This is a genomic window from Rhizobium sp. 25PS6, from assembly GCF_032464655.1.
In the GTDB taxonomy this organism is placed as follows: domain Bacteria; phylum Pseudomonadota; class Alphaproteobacteria; order Rhizobiales; family Rhizobiaceae; genus Rhizobium; species Rhizobium laguerreae.
Genome location: NZ_JAWDIV010000019.1, coordinates 52,636 through 75,073 on the forward strand (window position 1 = coordinate 52,636; position 22,438 = coordinate 75,073).

26 protein-coding genes and 1 other RNA gene are annotated in these 22,438 nt (G+C 61.7%); 8 read left to right on the plus strand and 19 right to left on the minus strand.

Features of this window, described 5'->3' with window-relative positions:
* Window positions 1–50 precede the first annotated feature (50 nt).
* The 5 genes from RWK44_RS25270 to tkt form a co-directional block, all read right to left on the minus strand.
* Window positions 51–1,925 (minus strand): potassium/proton antiporter, encoded by a 1,875-nt coding sequence (locus RWK44_RS25270; RefSeq protein WP_026158864.1) that lies wholly within the window; start codon window positions 1,923–1,925, stop codon window positions 51–53.
* 491 nt (window positions 1,926–2,416) lie between these two features.
* Window positions 2,417–2,596, minus strand: coding sequence for a hypothetical protein (locus RWK44_RS25275; RefSeq protein ID WP_130656185.1), 180 nt, complete (start codon window positions 2,594–2,596; stop codon window positions 2,417–2,419).
* A 265-nt stretch (window positions 2,597–2,861) separates the two neighbouring features.
* Complete coding sequence (locus tag RWK44_RS25280; RefSeq protein ID WP_168284256.1) at window positions 2,862–3,179, minus strand: hypothetical protein; 318 nt, start codon at window positions 3,177–3,179, stop codon at window positions 2,862–2,864.
* Between the two features lie 251 nt (window positions 3,180–3,430).
* Entirely contained in the window at window positions 3,431–4,441 is a 1,011-nt protein-coding gene (gene gap, locus RWK44_RS25285) for a type I glyceraldehyde-3-phosphate dehydrogenase (RefSeq protein WP_024323244.1), read from the minus strand.
* Window positions 4,442–4,522: 81 nt separating this feature from the next.
* Window positions 4,523–6,496 (minus strand): transketolase, encoded by a 1,974-nt coding sequence (gene tkt / locus RWK44_RS25290; RefSeq protein WP_221996594.1) that lies wholly within the window; start codon window positions 6,494–6,496, stop codon window positions 4,523–4,525.
* Window positions 6,497–6,829: 333 nt separating this feature from the next.
* Between tkt and RWK44_RS25295 the strand changes: the two genes are divergently transcribed.
* The 3 genes from RWK44_RS25295 to ssrS all read left to right on the plus strand — a co-directional run bounded on the left by RWK44_RS25295 (window position 6,830) and on the right by ssrS (window position 7,727).
* The gene (locus RWK44_RS25295) at window positions 6,830–7,105 is read left to right on the plus strand and encodes a DUF4164 domain-containing protein (RefSeq protein ID WP_012758879.1); all 276 of its coding nucleotides are present in this window, start codon (window positions 6,830–6,832) and stop codon (window positions 7,103–7,105) included.
* 16 nt (window positions 7,106–7,121) lie between these two features.
* Window positions 7,122–7,499 (plus strand): cell division protein ZapA, encoded by a 378-nt coding sequence (locus tag RWK44_RS25300; protein ID WP_017962012.1) that lies wholly within the window; start codon window positions 7,122–7,124, stop codon window positions 7,497–7,499.
* A gap of 69 nt (window positions 7,500–7,568) precedes the next feature.
* Window positions 7,569–7,727: non-coding RNA, 6S RNA (gene ssrS / locus RWK44_RS25305), on the plus strand.
* An 84-nt stretch (window positions 7,728–7,811) separates the two neighbouring features.
* On the opposite strand, the gene RWK44_RS25310 is transcribed toward ssrS, so the two are convergent.
* The 3 genes from RWK44_RS25310 to RWK44_RS25320 form a co-directional block, all read right to left on the minus strand.
* A complete protein-coding gene (locus RWK44_RS25310) occupies window positions 7,812–8,819 on the minus strand; it encodes an NAD-dependent epimerase/dehydratase family protein (protein WP_316029548.1) in 1,008 nt (335 codons plus the stop codon).
* 97 nt (window positions 8,820–8,916) lie between these two features.
* Entirely contained in the window at window positions 8,917–9,453 is a 537-nt protein-coding gene (locus RWK44_RS25315; RefSeq protein ID WP_316029549.1) for a helix-turn-helix transcriptional regulator, read from the minus strand.
* Window positions 9,454–9,529: 76 nt separating this feature from the next.
* Complete coding sequence (locus tag RWK44_RS25320; protein ID WP_168256340.1) at window positions 9,530–9,862, minus strand: ArsR/SmtB family transcription factor; 333 nt, start codon at window positions 9,860–9,862, stop codon at window positions 9,530–9,532.
* 69 nt (window positions 9,863–9,931) lie between these two features.
* Between RWK44_RS25320 and RWK44_RS25325 the strand changes: the two genes are divergently transcribed.
* The 3 genes from RWK44_RS25325 (at window position 9,932) to gnd (ending at window position 11,909) form a co-directional block, all read left to right on the plus strand.
* The gene (locus tag RWK44_RS25325) at window positions 9,932–10,414 is read left to right on the plus strand and encodes an SRPBCC domain-containing protein (protein ID WP_020051542.1); all 483 of its coding nucleotides are present in this window, start codon (window positions 9,932–9,934) and stop codon (window positions 10,412–10,414) included.
* Window positions 10,415–10,425: 11 nt separating this feature from the next.
* A complete protein-coding gene (locus RWK44_RS25330) occupies window positions 10,426–10,779 on the plus strand; it encodes a hypothetical protein (RefSeq protein ID WP_168256339.1) in 354 nt (117 codons plus the stop codon).
* Window positions 10,780–10,877: 98 nt separating this feature from the next.
* Entirely contained in the window at window positions 10,878–11,909 is a 1,032-nt protein-coding gene (gene gnd, locus RWK44_RS25335; RefSeq protein WP_316029550.1) for a phosphogluconate dehydrogenase (NAD(+)-dependent, decarboxylating), read from the plus strand.
* A 184-nt stretch (window positions 11,910–12,093) separates the two neighbouring features.
* On the opposite strand, the gene RWK44_RS25340 is transcribed toward gnd, so the two are convergent.
* Entirely contained in the window at window positions 12,094–12,471 is a 378-nt protein-coding gene (locus RWK44_RS25340; protein WP_168328093.1) for a DoxX family protein, read from the minus strand.
* Window positions 12,472–12,707: 236 nt separating this feature from the next.
* Here RWK44_RS25340 and mprF point away from each other — a divergent pair, with 236 nt between their 5' ends.
* Together mprF and RWK44_RS25350 are read left to right on the plus strand one after the other, a co-directional pair.
* Entirely contained in the window at window positions 12,708–15,311 is a 2,604-nt protein-coding gene (gene mprF / locus RWK44_RS25345; protein ID WP_131665516.1) for a bifunctional lysylphosphatidylglycerol flippase/synthetase MprF, read from the plus strand.
* Window positions 15,308–16,690 carry a virulence factor family protein gene (locus tag RWK44_RS25350; RefSeq protein WP_316029551.1) on the plus strand — a complete coding sequence of 461 codons (1,383 nt, stop codon included), beginning with the start codon at window positions 15,308–15,310 and terminating at the stop codon, window positions 16,688–16,690. The genes mprF and RWK44_RS25350 overlap by 4 nt, the downstream gene beginning before the upstream one ends.
* Before the next feature lie 90 nt (window positions 16,691–16,780).
* Here RWK44_RS25350 and RWK44_RS25355 read toward each other — a convergent pair whose 3' ends face one another.
* The 10 genes from RWK44_RS25355 to ruvC are packed head-to-tail and all read right to left on the minus strand — an operon-like array spanning window position 16,781 to window position 22,426.
* Complete coding sequence (locus RWK44_RS25355; protein ID WP_221994955.1) at window positions 16,781–17,344, minus strand: DinB family protein; 564 nt, start codon at window positions 17,342–17,344, stop codon at window positions 16,781–16,783.
* A gap of 52 nt (window positions 17,345–17,396) precedes the next feature.
* Complete coding sequence (locus tag RWK44_RS25360) at window positions 17,397–17,909, minus strand: NUDIX hydrolase (protein ID WP_131641670.1); 513 nt, start codon at window positions 17,907–17,909, stop codon at window positions 17,397–17,399.
* 7 nt (window positions 17,910–17,916) lie between these two features.
* Window positions 17,917–18,819 carry a metallophosphoesterase gene (locus tag RWK44_RS25365; protein WP_316029552.1) on the minus strand — a complete coding sequence of 301 codons (903 nt, stop codon included), beginning with the start codon at window positions 18,817–18,819 and terminating at the stop codon, window positions 17,917–17,919.
* Window positions 18,820–19,860, minus strand: a complete 1,041-nt coding sequence (ruvB, locus tag RWK44_RS25370; protein WP_017968121.1) for a Holliday junction branch migration DNA helicase RuvB — start codon at window positions 19,858–19,860, stop codon at window positions 18,820–18,822.
* Window positions 19,857–20,255 (minus strand): PIN domain-containing protein, encoded by a 399-nt coding sequence (locus RWK44_RS25375; RefSeq protein ID WP_017968120.1) that lies wholly within the window; start codon window positions 20,253–20,255, stop codon window positions 19,857–19,859. Before RWK44_RS25375 ends, ruvB begins: the two co-directional genes overlap by 4 nt.
* Entirely contained in the window at window positions 20,252–20,512 is a 261-nt protein-coding gene (locus tag RWK44_RS25380) for an AbrB/MazE/SpoVT family DNA-binding domain-containing protein (protein ID WP_017968119.1), read from the minus strand. The genes RWK44_RS25375 and RWK44_RS25380 overlap by 4 nt, the downstream gene beginning before the upstream one ends.
* A 54-nt stretch (window positions 20,513–20,566) precedes the next feature.
* Window positions 20,567–21,181 carry a Holliday junction branch migration protein RuvA gene (gene ruvA / locus RWK44_RS25385; RefSeq protein WP_168284250.1) on the minus strand — a complete coding sequence of 205 codons (615 nt, stop codon included), beginning with the start codon at window positions 21,179–21,181 and terminating at the stop codon, window positions 20,567–20,569.
* Window positions 21,182–21,194: 13 nt separating this feature from the next.
* Window positions 21,195–21,608, minus strand: a complete 414-nt coding sequence (locus tag RWK44_RS25390) for a type II toxin-antitoxin system VapC family toxin (protein WP_316029553.1) — start codon at window positions 21,606–21,608, stop codon at window positions 21,195–21,197.
* Window positions 21,608–21,859: an AbrB/MazE/SpoVT family DNA-binding domain-containing protein gene (locus RWK44_RS25395; protein WP_017961997.1), complete on the minus strand. Its 252-nt coding sequence runs from the start codon at window positions 21,857–21,859 to the stop codon at window positions 21,608–21,610. Before RWK44_RS25395 ends, RWK44_RS25390 begins: the two co-directional genes overlap by 1 nt.
* 57 nt (window positions 21,860–21,916) lie before the next feature.
* On the minus strand, window positions 21,917–22,426 hold the full coding sequence (ruvC, locus tag RWK44_RS25400) for a crossover junction endodeoxyribonuclease RuvC (protein ID WP_003542749.1): 510 nt from the start codon (window positions 22,424–22,426) through the stop codon (window positions 21,917–21,919).
* Window positions 22,427–22,438: the final 12 nt, after the last annotated feature.

Consider the following 22,438-nt stretch of genomic DNA (forward strand, 5'->3'; position numbering starts at 1 on the left):
TGGCGAAAGTTGCGCCGAACATAGCAAGGATCATTCGAGACGCAAGGCGTTCAGCGGCCGTTTTCGCGTGTGCCTTCGTCGCGTCCGGCTGGTGGTTTCGGTGTGCTTTCGGAAGCTGCGGTTTCCCGGTTCCGGCGTCCGTTCAGTCGGTCGCGGATGCGCTGGATGATGTCCTTGAGATTGAGGAAGATCGGCAGCGTAATTGCCGGTTCGACTGCTTCGAGCGACATGCCGACGGAGGTGATGTGATCGTGCTCGTCGAGATCGCGGACGATGAGGATGATCGAGCCGAGGCGGACGCGGTCGGCATAATCGGCCTTGCCGCCGAGACGCTGCCGCATCAATTCGGCGATCGTCAGGCCCTTTTCGGATTCGTTGAGCAGGCCGGGGCCATAGGCGGCGTCGAGATCGGCGGCGGGGCGGGCGGGAGAGAGCGCGAAGGCCCCGAAGAATTCGGCATCGTCGTCATCGACAGGCGCCCGGCTGGCGAAGAGCCGGTCGAGCAGGCGGGAATAGCTCGGCACGATGAAGAGATAGACGAGATCGTGCTCGCGCAGCCGCCCGGCATATTGATAGCGCATCGACTTGCCGTCGCGGATGACGAGCGAGGGGGTCGCCCAGCGCGGAATGCGCTCGCCGCGCAGCACCGGGCTATCCTTAATGACGCGGTAGGAGAGCAGTTCGTGGTTGGCCGCGCCCGGCAGGTCGACCTCGACCTTGTCGACGGCGCCGATGCGCGGCGGAATGATCAGCCCGAGCTTCTTGGCGACGGGTTTGATCGTCCAGCCCTGGAGGAGCAGCGAGACCAGCACGATGATGAAGGCGGTGTTGAAATAGATCTGGCCGTTCTCAAGCCCGCCGAGGATCGGCATGATGGCAAGCAGGATGGAGACGGCGCCGCGCAGGCCGACCCAGGCAACGAAGCCGATTTCCTGCTGCGTGTAATCGAAGGGAAGCAGCGACAGCCAGATCGCCAACGGCCGGGCGACGAAGATCAGGAAGAGGGCGAGCAGGATGGCCGGCACGATGATGGCAGGGAATTGCGACGGCGTGGCGAGCAGGCCGAGCACCAGGAACATGATGATCTGCGCCAGCCAGGTCATGCCGTCCTGGAAGCGCTTGATGGTGCCGATCGCCTGCATCTTGCGGTTTCCGGCGTAGATGCCGGCAACATAGACGGCGAGGAATCCGCTGCCGCCAACCGCGCCGGTGAAGGAGAAGACGAGAAGAGCGAGCGCCAGCACGAAGATCGGTGTCAGGCCGCGATCGGTATCGAGCTTGCTGACGATCAGCACGATCATCATGCCGCCGAGCAGGCCGAGAATGACGCCGAGGCCCATCTGCTGCACGAACATGGCGAGCATGCCGATATTGATGCCGGCATAACGCTCGCCGCTCGCCAGCACCTCGACGAGGGCGATGGTGAGGAAGATCGCCATCGGGTCGTTGGTGCCGGATTCGACTTCCAGCGTCGAGCGCACCTTGTCACGGATGTTGATGCCGCCAATGCGCAGCAGGAAGAAGACGGCGGCGGCATCCGTCGATGCGACGATCGAGCCGAGCAGCAGTCCTTCCAGCCAGGTGAAATTCAAAAGCCACATGGCGGCGAAGGCAAAGAGCGAGGCGGTGATCAGCACGCCGACCGAGGCGAGCGCCAGAGAGGGCACGGCCGCCAGCCGGAAGGCCTGTATCGGCGTGCCGAAGCCGGAATCGAACAGGATGACGGCCAGCGCGATGGAGCCGAGAATATAGGCGAGATAATTGTTGCTGAACTCGATGCCGAGGCCATCGACGCCGGCAGCAAGGCCGATCATCAGGAAGAGCAGCAGCAGGGGGGCGCCGAAGCGGAAGGCGAGCAGGCTCGAAAAAGCGGCAAGAAGCACGAGTGCCGTCGAAACCAGCACCACGATATAGAACGCTTCCATGCCCACCCCTTTCCATCGACTGCTTCGCGAACACACCCGCCCGGCCGATCCGCCTTAATTCACCCCCTCCGTCACGCGCGGCGATCCGTCAGTAAACGGCAAAACGTCAAAGAAGGGTAGGCCTTGCGGCTTAACCTCGTCGCGATGCTGCTTCATGCTGCTGAACGGCTGCCGGACGGCCAACCGACACGGAATGCTACGGGAGAAAGTCTGTATAAAGAATGTATAGGAAAATCAGGCGAGAGCAGGGCAAAAGAGACAGGCACGGATTTTTCCTGCCGGTATCTGCGAATGGCAACAACATAAGACACGCTCCTCCTTTCACGCGGCCCGTTTGCCTTGTCCAATCACGGGAAGATTGGATTGCAGGCGCGGATGCAGCGAGGGGAAAAATGAGCGCTGAGATATTTCGATATCGGGTGGAAATGCCGGCCGCCCAGCGAGGGCAACCGGCTGTAGTTTTGCGCCAGAAGCGGCCGGCCCTTGCTCTGCTATCCCAACACGGCCTGAAGTATGATGATGGCGAGAAAGGAGAGGCCAATGAACGCGGCGACCCAGATGACCAGACGATTGGCCTTTGCCAACACGGCAGGTCTGACGTCCCGCTTGGGGTGAAACCGTTGCCGCCGTTTGAGGGTGGTGTGGGACAAGCGTTTTTGTGCCTCTGCCATTTATCACCTCCACTTGGCTCATTTTAGCCATTGTGCAGCGCTGCGCATTTCCTCAATCTAGCACGCTTGGCCGGCGGATTGCCAACCCGTGATCCATCCGTGCAGCCAGGGATTTCGTCGGCGATGGTTTCGCGTAGGGAAGCCTGTCGAATTCGAACCCGGGGCAGCCTCAACTGCACCGACATCCTGTCCTGCGAACGGCGGCGTCATATCGAACCCGCCGCTTCGATATGGCTCGAAACCGGAAAAAGATGCGGATCGTCGATCAGTCTTCGACGGTATCGTCTTCGCCAGCGGTCAGATCCGCGACCGGGACCAGGAAAACGACGAACTCGTCCTCGATGGTCCGTTCGGGATCGTCGTCGAATTCATAGGCGTGCTCGACTTCGCTTGCTTCCTCGGCGGTCGCCTTGCGCAAGCTCAGGGCCGCTTTGCGGTCCCAAAGAGGCTTGCCTTCGGATTCCAGGACGGTCAGATCGTCGCGAAAGTCTTCCGCCTCGAAGAAATGCGTCGCTTCCTCGTGATTTTCCGAGCGAAAACTGGCAACGGCGCGGCCGGCGATTTCAACGGTAAAGTAATCCATCCATCTCTCTCATTTTCATGCGGGCGACAGTGCTGCCGCACGGTATTGGCGTTCCGCACCTGGCCGGTGGCCGATGCGGCGTGAGGAAACTGGGCATTTTGGAATGTCCAGGGTGACGTATTCTAACAGATCTCTCATCCGGGCAATGGGCGAAAAGATGCCAATGCGGGAGGGCGGTTTCGTTCGGAGACACGGCAACAAAAAGCGGCCCGGTTTCCCGGGCCGCTTGCATGTCGATGCCTCAAGAGCGCTCAGATGAGCTTGGCGAAAGCGACTGCCGTGTCGGACATGCGGCTGGAGAAGCCCCACTCGTTGTCGTACCAGGACAGGACGCGCACGAAGTTGCCTTCCATGACCTTGGTCTGATCGGTTGCGAGGATCGAGGAGTGGCTGTCATGGTTGAAGTCACGGGAGACGAGCGGCTCGTCGGTGTAGCCGAGGATGCCCTTCAGCTTGCCGTTTGCAGCAGCCATGATGGCTTCGTTGATTTCGCCAACGCTGGTCGCCTTCTTGGAGACGAACTTGAAGTCGACGACCGAAACGTTCGGGGTCGGAACGCGGATCGAGGTGCCGTCGAGCTTGCCTTTCAGATGCGGCAGAACGAGGCCGACTGCCTTGGCTGCACCCGTCGAGGTCGGGATCATGGAAAGGGCGGCCGCGCGGGCGCGATACAGGTCCTTGTGCATCGTGTCGAGCGTCGGCTGATCGCCGGTGTAGGAGTGGATGGTCGTCATGAAGCCGTGGTCGATGCCGACGGCGTCGTCGAGAACCTTCACGACCGGCACCAGGCAGTTGGTGGTGCAGGACGCGTTGGAGATGACCAAGTGCTCCTTGGTGAGCTGATCATGGTTGACGCCGAAGACGACCGTCAGATCGGCACCATCGGCAGGCGCCGAGACGATGACGCGCTTGGCGCCGGCGGTCAGGTGAGCGGCAGCCTTGTCGCGGGCGGTGAAGATGCCGGTGCATTCCATCGCGATGTCGACGCCGAGTTCACGGTGCGGGAGCGTTGCCGGATCCTTGATCGCCGTGACCTTGATCGGCTTGCCGTTGCCGACGATGATCGTGTCGCCCTCGACCTTCACCGTTGCCGGGAAGCGGCCGTGGATCGAGTCGTAGCGCAGCAGGTGGGCGTTGGTTTCAACCGGGCCGAGATCGTTGATGGCGACGACTTCGATGTCGGTGCGGCCGGATTCGACGATGGCGCGAAGGACGTTGCGGCCGATGCGGCCGAAACCGTTGATGGCAACCTTGACTGTCATGTTCATTCACTCCCGATAGAGTAGGGCCCGATAGCGAGGGCCTGGAATTGAGGAGATGGAGAGCGCCTCAAGGCGCCCTCATTAAAGCTTTGCTTCGGCGGCCGCAACGACGGCGTCGGCGGTGATGCCGAAATGCTTGTAAACTTCCTTGACCGGGCCGGAAGCGCCGAAGCTCTTCATGCCGATGAAGGTACCTTCCGGTCCAATGAACGCATCCCAGCCTTCGCGAACGGCGGCTTCGACGGCGATCTTGACCGGCGAGTTGCCGAGAATTTCCTTGCGATAGGCTTCCGGCTGCTCGAAGAACAGTTCCGTGCAGGGAACCGATACGACGCGGACGGTGACGCCCTTGGCTTCGAGTGCCGTACGCGCCGCAACGGCGATTTCGACTTCCGAGCCAGAGGCGAAGATCGTCACCTTGGCGTCGGCATTGCCGGCCAGCGTGTAGGCGCCCTGTTCGCAGAGGTTCTTTTCGCTGTATTCGGTGCGGGACGGCGTGAGGTTCTGGCGCGTCAGAGCAAGGCCCGAGGGACGGTTGTGCGTCTTGATGGCGATCTGCCAGCATTCCGCCGTTTCCGTGGCGTCGGCCGGACGGAAGACCATCAGGTTCGGGATGGCGCGCAGACCGGCGAGCTGCTCGACCGGCTGGTGCGTCGGGCCGTCTTCGCCGACGCCGATCGAGTCATGCGTCAGGACGTGAATGACGCGGATGCCCATCAGCGAAGCAAGGCGGATGGGCGGGCGGCAATAATCCGAGAAGATCAGGAAGCCGCCGCTATAGGGGATGAGGCCGCCATGCAGCGCAATGCCGTTCATAGCAGACGCCATGCCATGCTCGCGGATGCCCCAATGCATGTAACGACCGGCGAAATCCGTCGGGGTGATCGAATGCATCTGGCTGGTCTTGGTGTTGTTCGACGGCGTCAAGTCGGCGGAGCCGCCGAGCGTTTCCGGCAGGAAGCCGTTGATGACCTCGAGCGCGTCTTCCGAAGCCTTGCGGGTCGCAACCGTCGGTTTGGTCTCGGCGAGCTTCTTCTTGTATGCGCTGATCGCGGCGTCGAAGCCTTCCGGCAGATCGCCTGCCATGCGGCGGGTGAACTCGGCCCTGGCCGGAGCCTTGGCAAGACCGTCTTCCCAGGACTTGACGAGGTCGGCCGAGCGAGCGCCGGCTGCACGCCAGCTGTCGAGCACATCAGACGGGATGACGAAGGCTTCGGATTCCCAGTTCAGCGCCTTGCGGGTGGCGGCGATTTCCTCGGCGCCGAGCGGGTTGCCATGAACCTTGTGGGTGCCCTGCTTGTTCGGGGCGCCAAAGCCGATGATCGTCTTGCAGGCGATGAAGGTCGGGCGGTCGGACTTGTGGGCCGCTTCGATCGCGTCGGCGATGGCGGCCTGATCGTGACCGTCGATCTCGATCGTGTTCCAGTGTACCGCCTTGAAGCGGGCGACCTGGTCGGTGGAATCCGACAGCGAGACGGCGCCGTCGATTGTGATCGAGTTGTTATCCCAGAACAGGACGAGCTTGTTGAGCTTCAGGTGGCCGGCGAGCGCGATGGCTTCGTGGCTGATGCCTTCCATCAGGCAGCCGTCGCCGCAGATCGCATAGGTATAGTGATCCTGGAGATCGGAGCCGAACTCCTCGCGCAGCTTGCGTTCGGCAATCGCCATGCCGACGGAATTGGCGATACCCTGGCCGAGCGGACCGGTCGTCGTTTCGATGCCTGTGGCATGACCGTATTCCGGATGGCCGGCGGTTTTCGAGCCGAGCTGACGGAACTGCTTCAGATCCTCGATCGTCATATCGGGATAGCCGGTCAGATACAGCAGCGAATAGAGCAGCATCGAGCCATGGCCGGCCGACAGCACGAAGCGATCGCGGTTCGGCCAGTGCGGCTTCTTCGGATCGAACCTCAGATATTTGGTGAACAGGACCGTCGCCACGTCAGCCATGCCCATCGGCATGCCCGGGTGGCCGGAGTTCGCCTTTTCAACGGCGTCCATGGCGAGAAAACGGATCGCATTCGCCATCCGGTCGTGTTGTTCGGGAGAGGTCATGGCTTTTCCGCAAGTTCCGGGTGTCGGGGGATGGCCTCGAGCCTCCAAGACCATCGAGTGAAAGCGGCAGAGACATAGCAGTTGGGACGGGCAAGTCAATAAATGGCAGGCCAAATCCGGGCGTGCAGCGGCGATTTTTGACATTTGATCGCGCGATTGTACAAATGACGAATCTGATGTGGCGGACATGTGTAAAACGCTCATCCACAGGATAGGCCGGTGGGCAAGTGACAGGATTTATTGACGGGCCGTTTACGAGCGGCATATCCTTTTGAAAACGCAGGATCGGCGCGGCGTGCCGATTCGCGGATCCTGCGCGGGAATCGGAAAGACATGATGCCCACAGGCAAAACCATGGAAGCAGCGCTCAACGAATTGAGACAGGCGATATCGAGCCTCGAAAACGCCGTCGACATGCGCGTCGAGCGCCAGCGCGAGCAGGGCGAGATCGAGGGCGAGGTGCGGCGCGTGCATGCCGATCGCTCCCGGCTGGCGCAGGAGCTCGACCAGGCCGAATTCCGCGCCAACCGGCTGGAAGAGGTCAATCGCGAGGTCTCGCGGCGGCTGGTGACGGCCATGGAAACGATCCGCGCGGTTCTGGATCGCTGATGAGAGAGAGTTTCGCATGGCGCAGGTGACGGTTACTATCGACGGCAAGGCCTATCGCATGGCCTGCGAAGAAGGGCAGGAGGATCACCTGACCGATCTCGCCAACCGCTTCGACGGGTATGTCGGCCATCTCAAGGATCAGTTCGGGGAAATCGGCGATCTCAGGATCACCGTCATGGCCGGCATCATGGTTGTGGATGAAATTTCCGAACTGACGCGCCGCGTCGCCGGATTGGAATCCGAGCTCGAGACGCTGCGCGGCAACCGCGATACGGTGCTTGCAGCGACCGCCCGCACCGAGGAAAACCTAGCCGCGGCGCTCAGTGAGGTTTCGAGCCGCATCCGCGGCATCACCGACAAGCTGAACGGCCGGTCCGCCCCCGAACTCAATTGATCTCAATTAAATAAGGACGGCTTGCTGCTGCCACTGGCGCGTCGGCGCAAACGACCTTATATATCGGCATGCGGTCTGCGCCTCTCGACAGGAACCACAATCCCTGGGGCCATACTCGATCCAAAGGGAGCTGTCCCTGGCCAGGCCCGTGGGCCTGGACACACGGCGCCCACCTACGTTTGTAGGCACCCAGGATCGTAAACATCCATCGGTGGTCGTGGATCGCACCCTTTTCTTCTATTTTCAGCGAAGACGCCGGATCGACAGCGAGCATCAGGAAGGTTCTTGTCGGAAAGAGCAACGATTTCGCTCTCAGCGGCGATCGACGTCTTGTCCTTGGCATACCGGGTACGGCCCTTCGGCGAAGACCTCGTCGTGATAGCCCTTGGAGCCGACATTCAGCGCCAAAGGGCTTCGCCATTCCTTGTTGTCGCGCAGGCAATCGAGCACGAAACGGAAATCATATCGCGGCTGCCAGCCGAGCTCCCGCCTTGCGCGTTCGTTGACGTAGACGCGGTCGAGTGTCGGGAACATTTTCCAGCCGCGTGATGCGTAAAGGGCGCCTGCACCTGGGAACAGTCGTTCGACGACGTGAGGCGCATCGCGCCGGATCGCGGCGAGATCACTTGCCGAAAACGGCGTCGTGGCGGAGGCGATGTAGCGGCCGAAGCCGATCGACGGCGCCTTTTCGAGCGCCAGCAGATGAGCGCCGACCACGTCGCTGATATCGACGCGGCGGTGAAGAAGCTCGTTGGCCTGGGCATTCTCTGCCGAATAGCGGTTGCGAATGTCAGGATCGTCGTCGTTTTCGGGGAAGAAGCGCGACGTTCTGAGAATGACCACCGGCAGGCCGGATTTGCGGGCGAAGAGTTCGCACAGACCTTCGGCGGCAAGTTTCGTCACGCCGTAGATGTTTTTCGCGACGGGAAGCACGTCCTCGGTCACCCATGCCGCCGGTTTGCCGGCAGCCGGGGTCAGTGCTGCACCGAAGGTACTGGTGGTGCTGGTGAAGACGAAGCTGACAACGTCTGCGGCGACGGCTTCTTCGAGCAGGTTCAGTGTGCCGGCGATATTGGTCTCGAGGAAATCGTAATTGTCGTGGGTTGCCACATGCGGCTTGTGCAGCGTCGCGGCATGGATGACGTGGCTGATGCCTAACATCGTCTGCTGGACGAAGGCGCGATCATTGATCGAGCCGACCATGTCGGTAAAAGCCGAGGGCTTGATATCGATACCGCGCACCCAGCAGCTTTCCGCCCTCAAAGTTCGCATCAGCGCCTCGCCGAGATGGCCGGCACTTCCCGTTACCAATATCGTCATCACTTCGTCCCCTGACCGTTCGGCGGCGGACGCTATAAAGACTGACGTCTCCGGACAACGCATAAATTATGCATGGGCGTGGAGGAAAGCTTGAGGCTTAGCCGATGGTCGTAACAAGGCGGCCGGCGCTGCCATCGGAAAGCATGATCCGTTCCCAGGTCACGCGGCCGGCTGCGATCGGCAGCAGCGCATTGCCGTTGGCGCCGGTATCGAGGGTCAGCGACGAGAGCCTGCCCTCATGCCAGCCGCGCTCCTTCAGCGACTGCTCGGCGGCGGCGATTTCGGCGGAGGCATAAGAGAACAGAGAACGGCCGAGAAAGGCGCCGAGCGGCGCCCGCCACTCCGCCTGTCGTGGGCGAGAGGCGGAGAGCAGCCGGTGGGTGCGGTCGCAGATCAGATGCGCCGGCCGGACGGAATCCTCGACCAGCCGCTTCAGCGCCGCGTCGACTGCTGCATGTTGCGGGGAGGCGAAAATCCGTTCCAGCTTGATGGCCTGTTCGGGCGAGAGAGCGAGCTGATTACGCTCCCAGCGTGAGACCGTCGCCTGGTTGACGCCGAGGAGTTCGGCGAGGTGCCCCTGCTTCATGCTGCGCAGCAGCCGCATGCGGCGTATGCCGGCTCCCGATATCGTCATCTGCCTGATCCCGTGCCGTTTTCGCCAGCATAAGTCTTCGGCTGACCGACCGGCAAGCTGTGGGGCGGCTGGATCATCATTCGGACTGCCCCTCGAGGTCGCCCTTCAGCCGGTCGAGAATCGACAGGGAATGGCCGGCATAGGCGCTGATCCAACGGTCATAGATGTGTTTGATCGGCAGGCTGTTCAGATGGTTCCAGCGCTCGCGGCCTTCCTTCCTGGCAATGAGCAGGTCAGCCTCTTCCAGTACCTTCAGATGCTGCATCACCGTACAGCGATCCATCTCCGGAAACATCTCGCAAAGGGCCCCTGTGGTTCGAGGGCCGTCCTTGAGCAGATCGAGGATTTCGCGGCGGCGATGATGCGCCAGCGCCTTGAAAACGGGGTCGTCAGTTGATTCGCTTGACATGTTATGTTTTTATAACATAATGGCGCCAAACACAATGGAACAGACCCACTGGAGAAGAGGAGAAGTGTCATGTCTCTTGGAATCCGCGTTTCCGGCCGTATCGGCCGCCCCGTCGCCGAGGTTTTCGACGCCGTCGTCAACCCGAAGAAACTCAGCAGCTATTTCACCACGATCGGCGGAGCGAGCGCGCCGCTTGTGAAGGGCACGACGGTGACCTGGTGGAAGGATGCGCCGGTCGAGGTCGTCGATCTGGTGCCGGAAAGCCGCATCGTGCTGCGCTGGGATGGCGGCACTGGCGAAGACAAGGCGACGTACAAGACGCTGGTGGAGATGGACTTCAAGGCGCTGGAGGATGGTGGCACGCTGGTGACGATTGCGGAGAGCGGCTGGCGCGAGGACGAGGCCGGCCGGCGCGGCACCTATCTCAACTGCGAAGGCTGGACGCAGATGCTCTGCAGCATGAAGGCCTTCGTCGAATATGGCATCAATCTGCGCGAGGGCATGTTCCTCAGCGAAATGAAGGGCGAGCCGGCCAGCGCGCCGGACGTTTGAGGAGAAAGCTCATGACGGAACTTCTTTATGGCGGCGTCGATATTGCGATGAAGGTGCCGCCGCACCAGTATCAGGCGACGGTCGACTTCTATCGCGATGTCATCGGCCTCAAGCAGATCGGCGAAGGGGATGCGGCGCTGTTCGCTCTCGGGCCGATCCGGCTCTGGATCGACGAGGTGCCGGCGATGAGCCAGGCCGAGCTCTGGCTGGAGTTGATGACACCGGATCTCGAGAGGGCTGCCGCGCATCTCGAAAGGGCCGGTGTCATTCGCTGCGATCCGATCGAGGCGTTGCCGGAGGATCTGCGCGGCGCCTGGATCGTCAATCCGGCTGGTATCGTGCATCTGGTGCGCGAGGCGCAATAGTCGCATTCGTCAATATGACCGAGACTTCGCTTGCCTGTCACACCGCGGGTGCTAATTTCCGGATTCGATACTTCATTTCGGTTTCCAGGAGATTCATTATGCAGCTTGGCATGGTTGGTTTGGGCCGCATGGGCAATTATATGGTCCAGCGCTTGATGCGAGGCGGTCACGAATGCGTTGTCTACGACGCAAGGCCGGAAAGCGTTGCCGAGCTCGCAGGCCTCGGCGCGACCGGCAGTGCTTCGCTCGCGGAATTCGTCTCGAAGCTCGCCCATCCGCGCGCGATCTGGCTGATGCTGCCGGCGGCGATCGTCGACAAGGTACTGGCGAGCCTGGTGCCGTTGCTTGAGAATGGCGATATCGTCATCGACGGCGGCAACTCCTATTATCATGACGATATCCGCCGCGGCGCCGACCTCATCACCAAGGGCATCCACTATGTCGATGTCGGCACCAGCGGTGGCGTCTTCGGCCTTGAGCGCGGTTATTGCCTGATGATCGGCGGCGAGAAGGGCGTCGTCGAACATCTTTCCCCAATCTTCGCGACGCTGGCGCCCGGCGTCGGCAAGACCGAAGCCTCGCCGAACCGGAGCCCCGAAGCGGCCGCGGTCAGCACCGCGGAACAGGGTTACCTGCATTGTGGCCCGCATGGTGCCGGTCATTTCGTCAAGATGGTGCATAACGGCATCGAATACGGCCTGATGGCTGCCTATGCCGAAGGTATCAATATTCTGAAACATGCCAATATCGGCGCTGCCTCGCACGAGGCGGATGCGGAAACCGCGCCGCTCGCCCATCCGGAACATTTCCAATACGACTTCAACCTGCAGGATGTCGCCGAAGTCTGGCGCCGCGGCAGCGTCATCACCTCCTGGCTGCTCGATCTCACAGCCGATGCGCTGCATGCCGATCCGGCACTGGCCAAATATGCAGGCCGGGTTTCGGACAGCGGCGAAGGCCGCTGGACCATCATGGCGGCAATTGACGAAAGCGTGCCGACGCCGGTGCTGAGTGCTGCGCTCTACGGCCGTTTCTCCTCGCGCGACAATGACGAATTCGCCAATAAGGTGCTGTCGGCGATGCGCGCGGGCTTCGGCGGCCATGTGGAAAAGCCGGCCGCGAAATCCTGAAACAATGAAGTGCTGCAGCGCCCTGCGGCTCTCGAAAAGACGCGTGGCGCTGTAGAGCGCCCGCCATCATAGCCGAGCCGACGGTGCAGGTGGCGGGCGATCGCGACGCGGAGGTGGATGCTGCCGTCGCGCGCTACGCCGCGCATGTGCGGGCGGGCGCGCCGAGCCGGCGGCATGAACCGCCTTACATCGCGCCGGCGGCTGCGATCAGCAGGCCGCCGATGATCGCCAGGTTGGTTTTCCAGCTATTGATCGCGCTGTCGCGCGCCGTTCCCTGCATGTCCCAGAAATTCAGCAGCATGACGGTGGCCGCCAGCGTGAAGATGATGAGACCGAATGCCGCTGCCGTCACGAAGAGGCCGAGCATCAGCAGGATGCCGGCGACGATCTGGAACATGCTGCCGAAGACCAGCACTCCTTTCGCAAAAGGGACGCCGCGGGCTTCGATCGCGTCGGTCAGCGGCACGATGACGAAAAAATGATGAACGCCGCCAGCGACATAGAGGCCGCCGAGCAGCAGGCGGCCGAGGGCAAGCATCACGAAGGCCGAACCATCCTGCATATCGAATTTTTCTCCCGCCTCTCAACTCTCGATCGAGCGCAAGGCTCTGCCGAAGCTTACGAAAATGCAATGTGCCGCGACGCCCGCCTGCGCAAATTCGCCCCAATTGAGGATGATTGAGGCGCAGGCGGCGGGGCTGGGGTAGCGGCGGCATGGCTTCATAGAGCTTATATGCCTCTCATGTTACGTCATCTGAAATGGTTCCCGCCAAGCTGGCAGTTACAGCAGGTACGAGAATGTCGGGGCACGGCAATTTGGAAGAGACTGAAGAAACGGACGGGTTTTCTTTCGGCGGGCTATTCAGACGGTACAGAACGCCGCTGTTGGCAGCCGCGTCACTCGTGGTCTTCTGCCTCGTCGGTTACGCGATCATGCAGCTCACCAACGAGGTGCGCTATGACGACGTCGTCGGTGCGCTGGCCGCCACCAGGCCGAGCGCGATCCTGCTTGCGTTGTTCTTCACGGCGCTCAGTTTCCTCGCGCTGATCTTCTACGATCTCAACGCCATCGAGTACATCGGCAAGAAGCTGCCCTTTCCGCATGTGGCGCTGACGGCGTTCAGTGCCTATGCCGTCGGCAATACCGCCGGTTTCGGCGCGCTTTCGGGTGGTGCGATCCGCTACCGCGCCTATACCCGCCTCGGGCTCTCGCCGGAGGATATCGGCCGCATCATCGCCTTCGTCACGCTGTCCTTCGGTCTCGGGCTCGCGGGCGTTGCGGCGATCGCCCTCATCGTCATCGCCGACGAGATCGGTCCGCTGATCGGGGTCAGCGCCTTCCTCCTGCGGTTGATCGCCGGTTCGATCGTCGCCATTCTGGGCGCGGTGATGATTATCGGCCGTGACGGGCGCGTGCTCGATCTTGGGCCTGTGGCAATCCGCCTGCCGGATTCGCGTACCTGGTCGCGGCAGTTCCTCGTCACCGCTTTCGATATCGCCGCCTCGGCGTCGGTACTGTATGTGCTGCTGCCGCAGACGGCCATCGGCTGGCCGGTCTTTCTCGCCGTCTATGCGATCGCCGTCGGTCTCGGCGTGCTCAGTCACGTTCCGGCCGGGCTCGGCGTGTTCGAGACCGTGATCATCGCCTCGCTCGGCAGCGCGGTGAACATCGATGCCGTGCTCGGATCGCTGGTGCTCTACCGGCTGGTCTACCATGTGCTGCCGCTGCTGATCGCCGTGCTCGCGGTCTCGGCGGCGGAGCTGCGGCGCTTCGTCGACCATCCGGCCGCCTCCAGCATGCGGCGCATCGGCGGGCGGCTGATGCCGCAGCTGCTGTCGGCTCTCGCACTGCTGCTCGGCGTCATGCTGGTGTTTTCAAGCGTCACGCCGACGCCGGACCAGAACCTCGAATTCCTCTCCAACTATCTGCCACTGCCGATGGTCGAAGGAGCGCATTTTCTCTCCAGCCTGCTGGGGCTGGCCCTCGTTGTCGCCGCGCGCGGCCTCGGCCAACGGCTCGATGGCGCCTGGTGGGTGGCCGTGTTCTCGGCGCTTGCCGCGCTGACTTTGTCGCTGCTGAAGGCGGTCGCGCTCGTCGAAGCCGCTTTTCTCGCCTTCCTCATCTTCGGGCTCTTCGTCAGCCGCCGGCTCTTTACCCGCCAGGCCTCGCTGCTCAACCAGGCGCTGACGGCGTCCTGGCTGATGGCGATCGCCGTGATCGTCGTCGGCGCCGTCGTCATCCTGCTCTTCGTCTATCGCGACGTCGAATACAGCAACCAGCTCTGGTGGCAGTTCGAATTCACCGCCGAGGCGCCGCGCGGGCTGCGCGCCGTGCTCGGCATCACCATCATCTCGTCGGCGATCGCCGTCTTCAGCCTGCTCCGGCCGGCCGCCTTCCGACCGGAGCAGGCGACGGACGAGGCGCTGGCGCGTGCCGTCGAGATCGTCATGAAGCAGGGCAATGCCGACGCCAATCTGGTGCGCATGGGCGACAAGAGCATCATGTTCTCCGAAAACGGCGATGCCTTCATCATGTATGGCCGACAGGGCCGCTCCTGGATCGCGCTGTTCGATCCGGTCGGCGACCATCGCGCCGTGCAGGAACTCGTCTGGCGTTTCGTCGAAGCGGCGCGTGCCGCCGGCTGCCGGGCCGTGTTCTACCAGATATCGCCGGCGCTGCTGTCCCATTGCGCCGATGCCGGCCTTCGCGCCTTCAAGCTCGGCGAACTGGCGGTGGCCGATCTCAGGACCTTCGAGATGAAGGGCGGCAAATGGGCGAACCTTCGCCAGACCGCAAGCCGCGCCCAGCGCGACGGGCTGGAATTCGCTGTCGTCGAACCGCAGGACGTGCCGTCGGTCATCGATGATCTGGCCGCCGTTTCGACGGCCTGGCTCGAGCATCACAACGCCAAGGAAAAGGGTTTCTCGCTCGGCGCCTTCGATTCCGATTACGTCTCCTCGCAGCCGGTCGGCATCCTGAAAAAGGACGGCAGGATTGTCGCCTTCGCCAATATCCTCGTGACCGAATCCAGACAGGAGGGCACGATCGATCTCATGCGCTTCTCGCCGGACGCGCCGAAGGGCTCGATGGACTTTCTCTTCGTGCAGATCATGGAATATCTGCGCGGGCAGGGTTTCACCCACTTCAATCTCGGCATGGCACCGCTCTCCGGCATGTCGAAACGCGAGGCGGCGCCCGTCTGGGACCGCATCGGCAGCACCGTCTTCGAACACGGCGAGCGCTTTTATAACTTCAAAGGCCTTCGGGCATTCAAATCCAAGTTTCATCCGCACTGGCAACCGCGCTATCTTGCGGTCTCCGGAGGAGGCAATCCGATGATCGCGTTGATGGACGCGACATTTCTGATTGGGGGCGGATTGAAAGGGGTAGTGAGAAAATGATCAGGACAATCCTTCTTGCCACGGCATGCGCCTGCATGCTCGCGGCCGCACCGGCTGATGCCGCCGAGGAGACCACGCAGAGCTTCGAAACCGGGCTCATCCCGTCGCCGCACATCTTCCTGCCGGAAGGGGAGGTGAAGGGCACGGTAATGCTGATCTCGGATGCCGCTGGCTGGGGCGACTATGAGAAGGGCGAAGCCGACAGGTTGGTCGCCGAAGGCGCCGTCGTCATCGGCGTCGACTTTCCATCCTATATCCAGGCGCTCAGCCGCTACGACGTCAGCCTCAACGACGGCTGCGTCTATATGGTGTCGGACATCGAATCGCTGAGCCAGCAGGTGCAGCGCGCGACCGGCAACAGCGCCTATCACCTGCCGATCGTCGCCGGCATCGGCGAGGGTGGGGCCTTGGCGCTGGCGATCGCCGCGCAAACACCGGATGCGACCATCGGCCAGACACTTGCCGTTAATCCGGTCGCCGGCATTCCGCTTGCCAAGGAGCTTTGCACGCCGGCGTCCAAGCAGGTGGTCGGCGAACGCACGGTCTATGGTCTTAGCGACGGCATCCTGCCGGACCCGATCATTACCGTCTTTACGCCTGATGCAAACAAGGATGGCCGGGCGCACGCCGAGGCGCTGAAGAACGCCCATGACGAGATCGAGATCCGCGATTCCACCGACGATGCGCAGACGGCGTTTGCCGACACGCTCGACGATCTCGTCACCGCCTCCGGCGCTTTCGGCAATCCGCTTGGCCTGCCGCTGGCGGTGCTCGAGGCAACGCCGGCCTTCGATACGATGGCGGTGATCTATTCCGGCGACGGCGGCTGGCGCGACATCGACAAGGAGGTCGGCGGCACGCTGCAGAAGGAAGGTATTCCGGTCGTCGGCGTCGATTCGCTCCACTATTTCTGGTCCGAGCGCAAGCCGGAGGAGACCGCTGCCGATCTTTCGAAGATCATCGATTTCTATCGCAAGCAGTGGAAGGTGAAGCACGTGCTGCTCGTCGGTTATTCCTTCGGTGCCGATGTCGTGCCCGCCACCTATCAGCTCCTCAAACCAGCGGAAAAGTCGGCGGTGGCGCAATTGTCGCTGCTGTCGCTTTCGCACCAAGTGGACTACGTCATCTCCGTTCTCGGCTGGCTCGGCCAGAAGACGGAAGGGGCGGGAGGCGATCCCGTCGGCGATCTGAAGAACATCGATCCGAAGCTCGTGCAATGCATCTACGGCAAGGACGACGATGACGATGTCGCCTGTCCGGCGGTTAGGGATAGCGGCGCCGAGGTCATCGAGCTGCCCGGCGATCATCATTTCGACGAAAATTACGACTTGCTCACCAAGACCATCATCGACGGGCTGAAGAGACGGCTGCAGAATTAATGCGTGTGACGCAAAAGCGTACAGCGCTTTTGGGGCCAAGACATGCAGCAAATTGAGACCTAGAGCGCCCTGCGCGTCCGATAGGGCGCGCTAACGCATCAGCTTCTCTTCGCTCCAGCCGAGATCTGTAAGCTCGCTGCCGCGGAACCGGGCATCGTCGGCAACGATGAATTCGTCGAGTTGCGGCGGAGCGACGCTGGTGCCGGAGAGCATCGCGTGCACCTGTCCTCGATGATGGGTCTGATGCTGGAAGAGGTGGGCCAGCACGTCCTCCATCCGCTCCTCTTGGATGCGGTCGCCGCGATGGAGGCTGATGGTCGAGGTGAGCCTCTCCGGCGTCAGGGCCTCGCAAAGCGCCGTCAGGCGCTGATCGACCTTCGCCTGCGCTTCTGCCAGCGAGGAAACGTCACGGAACGGTTCGTCTACCTCGAACGCCTTGAGCCCGAGCGTGCCGCCTTCAAGGCCGTCGACATAGAACCAGTCGACCGTGATGATATGGTTCAAGGTTTTCTTGATCGAGGGGAAGAAGCTGGTGCGCGGCCCTTCGAATTCGCCGGGCTTCAATGTCGCGCAGGCCTGAAGCAGCCGGCGGTTGGCAAGGGCGTTGTTATAGGCAAGTTTGCGGAATGGCCTGACAGGATCGAAGGTCGGCATCGGCGCATCTCCTCTTTAAGCGCTTTTGGCTACAGCACCGGGCGCCGTAACATCAGTCTTTGCCGTCGAGATCGCCGTCCCGCCAGACGAGATGACGTGGCACAACGGGAAGGTTTTCGATTTCATCGGCGATGAAATAGGGCGGGATGTCGAGTGCGCACAGGGCATTACGCGTTGCCGGCACCCATTTGAACTCGAGATGGTTATCGCCGTCCTCGACCCGATGGATGATCTCGCCGGACAAAAAGGGGAATTCCGGCGGGAGGTCCATCAAGTAATAGAGACCGAGTTCATGCCAGTCGCGCTGTTCGTAGCGGAAGAAGTTCTCGACGATCCACAGCAGCCGATGGACGGTCACCTCAACGCCCAGTTCCTCCATCATCTCCCGTTTGAGCGTTTCCTCCGACGTCTCACCGATTTCCGCCCTGCCGCCTGGAAAGGTCCAGAAGGGCTCATGCACGGCGCGATGGACGAGCACGTGGCCGTCGCGAAAGCCGAGGCCGGCGATGCGATAGTTGAAACGCTCACCGCCCGCATTCAGGCGGATGAGAGTGCGCTTGGCCATGCCATTCTTATCCAAGATCGATGACGACAATTTCCGGCGGCACGCCGAAGCGCACCGGTGCGATGGAGCAGCCGAGGCCGCCGGAAACGATGATATTACGCCCCTCCTCGATCATATGGCCATAGGCATAGCGGTTGCCGTAACGCGAGGGGACGATCGGCGAACGGCCGAGGAGGCGGATCTGTCCGCCATGGGTGTGGCCCGATAGCGTCAGCGAGACACGCTCGGGCACGCGTGGAAAGATATCGGGCTCATGAGCGAGCAGAATGACGGGCGCATCGTCTGTAACCTGAGCCATCGTTCCCTCGAGATCGTCGAGGCCGCGCATCTGCGTGCGACGCCATTTCCTGCCGGGCAGCAGCGCCAGCTGATCTTCGAGGCCTGCCAGCCAGAAGCCGCGGCCATCCTTTTCGAGCCGAACGGCGCGGTTGCCATAGACCGGGATGCCGACGTCGGCGAGAGCCCGATGTCCGAATGTTTCCATCCCGCCGTTCTTCTGGGCGGTCCTATCTTCCCACCAATCATGGTTGCCCATGACCGCATGGACGCCGAGAGGGGCCCGCAAGGTGGCGAGCGCCTTCGACCATTGGCTCGAATGCACGTACTGCGTCACCATGTTCATGCCGGCGGCGTAATCGCCGAGCAGGACGGTGACGTCGCCTTCGAGTTCATTCGCCCTGTGGCAGATCGCGGCAATGCGGCTTGCCGACATCCAGGGTTCACAGGCATGGAGATCGGCGAGCGCAACGACGCGCAGCTTGAGCCCTGGCGTCCATCCGGGCGGCGTCAGCCGATAGCGGGTGATGGCGAGCCGCGCGAGCGGTTCATAGGCGAAGGCGTAACCACCGAGCGACATGACGCCTGCGACACCGCCGCCCAGAACCTTGAAAAATCCGCGGCGGGTGATCACTCAGTTGTCCTCCTGGAACAGCCGGAACTGCGCAGCCTCCATATCCTTGGGCGGTTGCATTCCCAGATGTTTCCACGCGATTGCGGTCAGAACACGGCCGCGTGGCGTGCGCTGGATGAAACCCTGTTGGATCATGTAGGGCTCGATGATGTCTTCAATCGCGTCGCGCGGCTCCGAAAGGCCAGCGGCGATGGTTTCGATGCCGACCGGGCCGCCGCCGAAATTGACGGCAATCATGTTGAGGTAACGTTTGTCGAGCTGGTCGAAGCCGACATTGTCGACCAGCAGGCGGGTCAGCGCCTCGTCGGCGATCTCGCGGGTGACGGCTTCCGCTCTTGCCACCTCGGCGAAGTCGCGCACGCGCCGCAGCAGCCGGCCGGCGATGCGCGGGGTGCCGCGGGCGCGTCTTGCGATTTCGCGGGCGCCCTCCTCGGTGATCGGCAGGTTCATCAGCCGCGCGCCACGGCGCACGATCAGTTCCAGCTCCTCGACGGTGTAGAAGCTCAGGCGCACCGGAATGCCGAAACGGTCGCGTAGCGGCGTCGTCAACAGGCCGAGGCGGGTGGTGGCCGCCACCAGCGTAAATTTTGACAGGTCGATCTTCACCGAGCGAGCGGCAGGGCCTTCCCCGATGATCAGGTCGAGCTGGAAATCTTCCATGGCCGGATAGAGGATTTCCTCGACGGCCGGATTGAGGCGATGGATTTCGTCGATGAAGAGCACATCACGCTCCTCGAGATTGGTGAGCAGGGCAGCGAGATCGCCGGCCTTGGCGATAACCGGGCCCGACGTCGAGCGAAAGTTGACGCCGAGCTCTTTGGCCATGATCTGCGCCAGCGTCGTCTTGCCGAGGCCGGGCGGCCCGACGAAGAGCACATGGTCCAGCGCTTCGCCGCGGTTTTTCGCCGCCTCGATGAAGACTTTGAGATTGGCGCGCGCCTCCGCCTGGCCGGTGAACTCGTCCAGCGATTGCGGGCGCAACGTGATATCAAGGTCTTCGCCCCGCTTTTCCGGCGATATCAGGCGGGCGGATTCGCTCATGTCAAAAGTTCCATTCCAGGTATGGTTTTTGCGGCTTGGGCATCAAATGTCCTGGTTGTCACGCAGCCCGCATCACGATTACGAAGGGCGATGAAGACATCTGCGAATTCTGCATTCGTCCGCACCATGATTGCGAGCGTCTCCTCGACTACTCTTTCATCTTCAAGGATCAGGTCGGCCGAGTCCAACAAGTCCGAAATCGCCTCCATGATCTGTTCTCTCTTCAGCTTGATCCGTTGTCTCAAGAACCACGCGCATTCCATCAGCGTGATGCAACTGATATAGCCGGGTGCCGTATCGGACAGGCTCGCGAAGAGCGTTGTGACCTTCTCCGTCTGGACGACATCGTCCTTCAGGAGGAAGCGCAGCATAATATTGGTGTCGAGGCCAATCATCTTGCACTAGTCACGTGATCGGCGATGGCTTCCCCAATCGCCTCGTCCATTTGCGTCAAAGTGATCGTCGGTCGGTTCGGATCGTGAAACTTGCCTGCAAGGTCGATGGCGCGTTTGTTCTTGGCTTTCATGATGATTTCGCCATCGCGGTTGATGTAGCGGATCCTGTCTCCGGACTTCAGATTCAGCAATTCACGAACTTCAGCCGGGATTGTTGTCTGGCCCTTCGATGTCATCGTACCGTAGTAGATATTCATGCGGATCTCCTTACCATTCGAGTTTAGTAAGGAATTGCGATATATTCAAGGAGATCAACGCGCCAGTTCCTTTAATCCCAGCCTGATCAGCTTGGCGCTATCGGCGCCGTCGCCTGCCGTCTTCATTGCCGCGGCAATCGCGTTCGCCGCCTGGTCGCGGGAATAGCCGAGGTTGGTCAGCGCGGAAACCGCATCGGCGACAGGCGCGGCCGCGACCCCTTCGCCGAGTTCCTGCTTGAGGGCGATATTGATCGCTTCCCCGGCAAAGGCCGGCGCCCGGTTCTTGAGCTCGGTGACGAGGCGCATCGCCACTTTGGGACCGACGCCTGGCGCACGCGAGACGGCGGCGCGGTCCTGCAGGGCGATCGCATTGGCAAGTTCGCCTGGCGTCAGCGTCGAGAGCACGGCGAGCGCCACCTTGGCGCCGACGCCCTGGACGCTCTGGAGCAGGTTGAACCATTCCCGCTCCAGCGCCGTCATGAAGCCGAAGAGCTTCAACTGGTCCTCGCGCACATAGGTCTCGATGTAGAGCACGCAGGCCTCGCCGGCCGAGCCGAGCTTGGACAGGGTGCGGGCCGAGCAATGGGCGACGTAGCAAACGCCGTGCACGTCGACGAGCACATAGTCTTCGCCGATCTCGTCTATGGTGCCTTTCAGCTTGCCGATCATGGGTCGCGGTCTCTCAGGGATGCGTTTCGGGGGTTATAAGGTCAACGGAGGGGAAATAGGAGCGGTATCCGCTGGGATCGCGGGTCAAAATTCTGTAGCCCCTTATCGCCGCATGCGCGCCGATGAAGAAATCGGGCAGTATCCGTTCGCGCCCACCACCAGCGCGACGGTAAAGCCGGAAGGCCGCAGCAGCGGCGAATGCAGCCGGCCAAGGCAGATTCTCGCGGCGGAATTCAACCTGCGGCAGCAGTCGATCGACTTCGTCCACGTCGTCGTACCGAACGGAAAATTCGGAATAGATGACTGGGTTTATGAGGACAGGACCGTCTTTGAAGACGTCAAGCATCCTTCGCCGCGACCAACCGTGCCAGTCCGAACCGACCACGGCCAGATCGACAAGTATGTTCGTATCGACAAGTGTGGCCATCAGCGATCACGGGTCATCGACATAAGGTCTTCGGCATCGATCTCCTGATCGCCAGTGCCCTCGAGACGACGGATCGTCTGTATAAAACGATCCAGGCGACCCCGATCCTCGATCTCCTGCTTGCCGTTCTTCGGCGAGAGAACGAGCTTGCCGCCCTCTATCGAGAAAATGACCTCGCTATTGGCCTCGATGCCGACAAGTTCCCTGAGATCACGAGGAATAGTGACCTGGCCTTTGGACGTAACTCGCATCTTGTTGCTCCTTCAAAGTAAGAATTATCCTTACCAATGGAACAAGTCAAGAACAAGCTATCCGGCCAATGCCTGCCGCATTCGGTTGCTGCCGCGATTATGCGCATGGCAGATGGCGATCGCCAAGGCGTCGGCGGCGTCGTTGCCCTTGAATTCGACCTTCGGCATCAGGATCTTCAGCATCATGTGGATCTGTTGCTTTTCGCCATGGCCGACGCCGATGACGGCCTTCTTCACGGCGTTAGGGGCATATTCGGAGACCGGCAGCCCGGCGCGCGCCGGTACCAGCATGGCAATGCCGCGGGCCTGACCAAGCTTCAGGGTCGCCACCGCATCCTTGTTGACGAAGGTCTGTTCGACGGCCGCCTCATCCGGCTTATAGCTGTGGACGATCTCCGCCAGGCCGTCGTGCAATTGGCAAAGGCGGGAGGCAAGGTCCATGTCGCCATCGGAGGTCACGGTTCCGGATGCCACAAACCGCAGGGAATTGCCTGATGTCTCGATGATTCCCCAGCCGGTGCGGCGAAGCCCGGGATCGATACCGACGATGCGAATCGTATTTTGCATGGTTCAACCTAT

What these genes read in the sequence shown, in the direction of transcription:
- RWK44_RS25390 (WP_316029553.1), bottom strand. Translation starts at nt 21,608, where the DNA reads ATGGCCACACTTGTCGATACGAACATACTTGTCGATCTGGCCGTGGTC.
- RWK44_RS25325 (WP_020051542.1), top strand. Translation starts at nt 9,932, where the DNA reads ATGTCTCTTGGAATCCGCGTTTCCGGCCGTATCGGCCGCCCCGTCGCC.
- RWK44_RS25375 (WP_017968120.1), bottom strand. Translation starts at nt 20,255, where the DNA reads ATGATTGGCCTCGACACCAATATTATGCTGCGCTTCCTCCTGAAGGAC.
- RWK44_RS25295 (WP_012758879.1), top strand. Translation starts at nt 6,830, where the DNA reads ATGATGCCCACAGGCAAAACCATGGAAGCAGCGCTCAACGAATTGAGA.
- RWK44_RS25355 (WP_221994955.1), bottom strand. Translation starts at nt 17,344, where the DNA reads ATGCCGACCTTCGATCCTGTCAGGCCATTCCGCAAACTTGCCTATAAC.
- RWK44_RS25320 (WP_168256340.1), bottom strand. Translation starts at nt 9,862, where the DNA reads ATGTCAAGCGAATCAACTGACGACCCCGTTTTCAAGGCGCTGGCGCAT.
- RWK44_RS25275 (WP_130656185.1), bottom strand. Translation starts at nt 2,596, where the DNA reads ATGGCAGAGGCACAAAAACGCTTGTCCCACACCACCCTCAAACGGCGG.
- RWK44_RS25350 (WP_316029551.1), top strand. Translation starts at nt 15,308, where the DNA reads ATGATCAGGACAATCCTTCTTGCCACGGCATGCGCCTGCATGCTCGCG.
- RWK44_RS25270 (WP_026158864.1), bottom strand. Translation starts at nt 1,925, where the DNA reads ATGGAAGCGTTCTATATCGTGGTGCTGGTTTCGACGGCACTCGTGCTT.
- RWK44_RS25300 (WP_017962012.1), top strand. Translation starts at nt 7,122, where the DNA reads ATGGCGCAGGTGACGGTTACTATCGACGGCAAGGCCTATCGCATGGCC.
- ruvA (WP_168284250.1), bottom strand. Translation starts at nt 21,181, where the DNA reads ATGATCGGCAAGCTGAAAGGCACCATAGACGAGATCGGCGAAGACTAT.
- RWK44_RS25330 (WP_168256339.1), top strand. Translation starts at nt 10,426, where the DNA reads ATGACGGAACTTCTTTATGGCGGCGTCGATATTGCGATGAAGGTGCCG.
- mprF (WP_131665516.1), top strand. Translation starts at nt 12,708, where the DNA reads ATGTCGGGGCACGGCAATTTGGAAGAGACTGAAGAAACGGACGGGTTT.
- ruvB (WP_017968121.1), bottom strand. Translation starts at nt 19,860, where the DNA reads ATGAGCGAATCCGCCCGCCTGATATCGCCGGAAAAGCGGGGCGAAGAC.
- RWK44_RS25280 (WP_168284256.1), bottom strand. Translation starts at nt 3,179, where the DNA reads ATGGATTACTTTACCGTTGAAATCGCCGGCCGCGCCGTTGCCAGTTTT.
- RWK44_RS25315 (WP_316029549.1), bottom strand. Translation starts at nt 9,453, where the DNA reads ATGACGATATCGGGAGCCGGCATACGCCGCATGCGGCTGCTGCGCAGC.
- tkt (WP_221996594.1), bottom strand. Translation starts at nt 6,496, where the DNA reads ATGACCTCTCCCGAACAACACGACCGGATGGCGAATGCGATCCGTTTT.
- RWK44_RS25340 (WP_168328093.1), bottom strand. Translation starts at nt 12,471, where the DNA reads ATGCAGGATGGTTCGGCCTTCGTGATGCTTGCCCTCGGCCGCCTGCTG.
- RWK44_RS25380 (WP_017968119.1), bottom strand. Translation starts at nt 20,512, where the DNA reads ATGAATATCTACTACGGTACGATGACATCGAAGGGCCAGACAACAATC.
- RWK44_RS25360 (WP_131641670.1), bottom strand. Translation starts at nt 17,909, where the DNA reads ATGGCCAAGCGCACTCTCATCCGCCTGAATGCGGGCGGTGAGCGTTTC.
- gnd (WP_316029550.1), top strand. Translation starts at nt 10,878, where the DNA reads ATGCAGCTTGGCATGGTTGGTTTGGGCCGCATGGGCAATTATATGGTC.
- gap (WP_024323244.1), bottom strand. Translation starts at nt 4,441, where the DNA reads ATGACAGTCAAGGTTGCCATCAACGGTTTCGGCCGCATCGGCCGCAAC.
- RWK44_RS25310 (WP_316029548.1), bottom strand. Translation starts at nt 8,819, where the DNA reads ATGACGATATTGGTAACGGGAAGTGCCGGCCATCTCGGCGAGGCGCTG.
- ruvC (WP_003542749.1), bottom strand. Translation starts at nt 22,426, where the DNA reads ATGCAAAATACGATTCGCATCGTCGGTATCGATCCCGGGCTTCGCCGC.
- RWK44_RS25395 (WP_017961997.1), bottom strand. Translation starts at nt 21,859, where the DNA reads ATGCGAGTTACGTCCAAAGGCCAGGTCACTATTCCTCGTGATCTCAGG.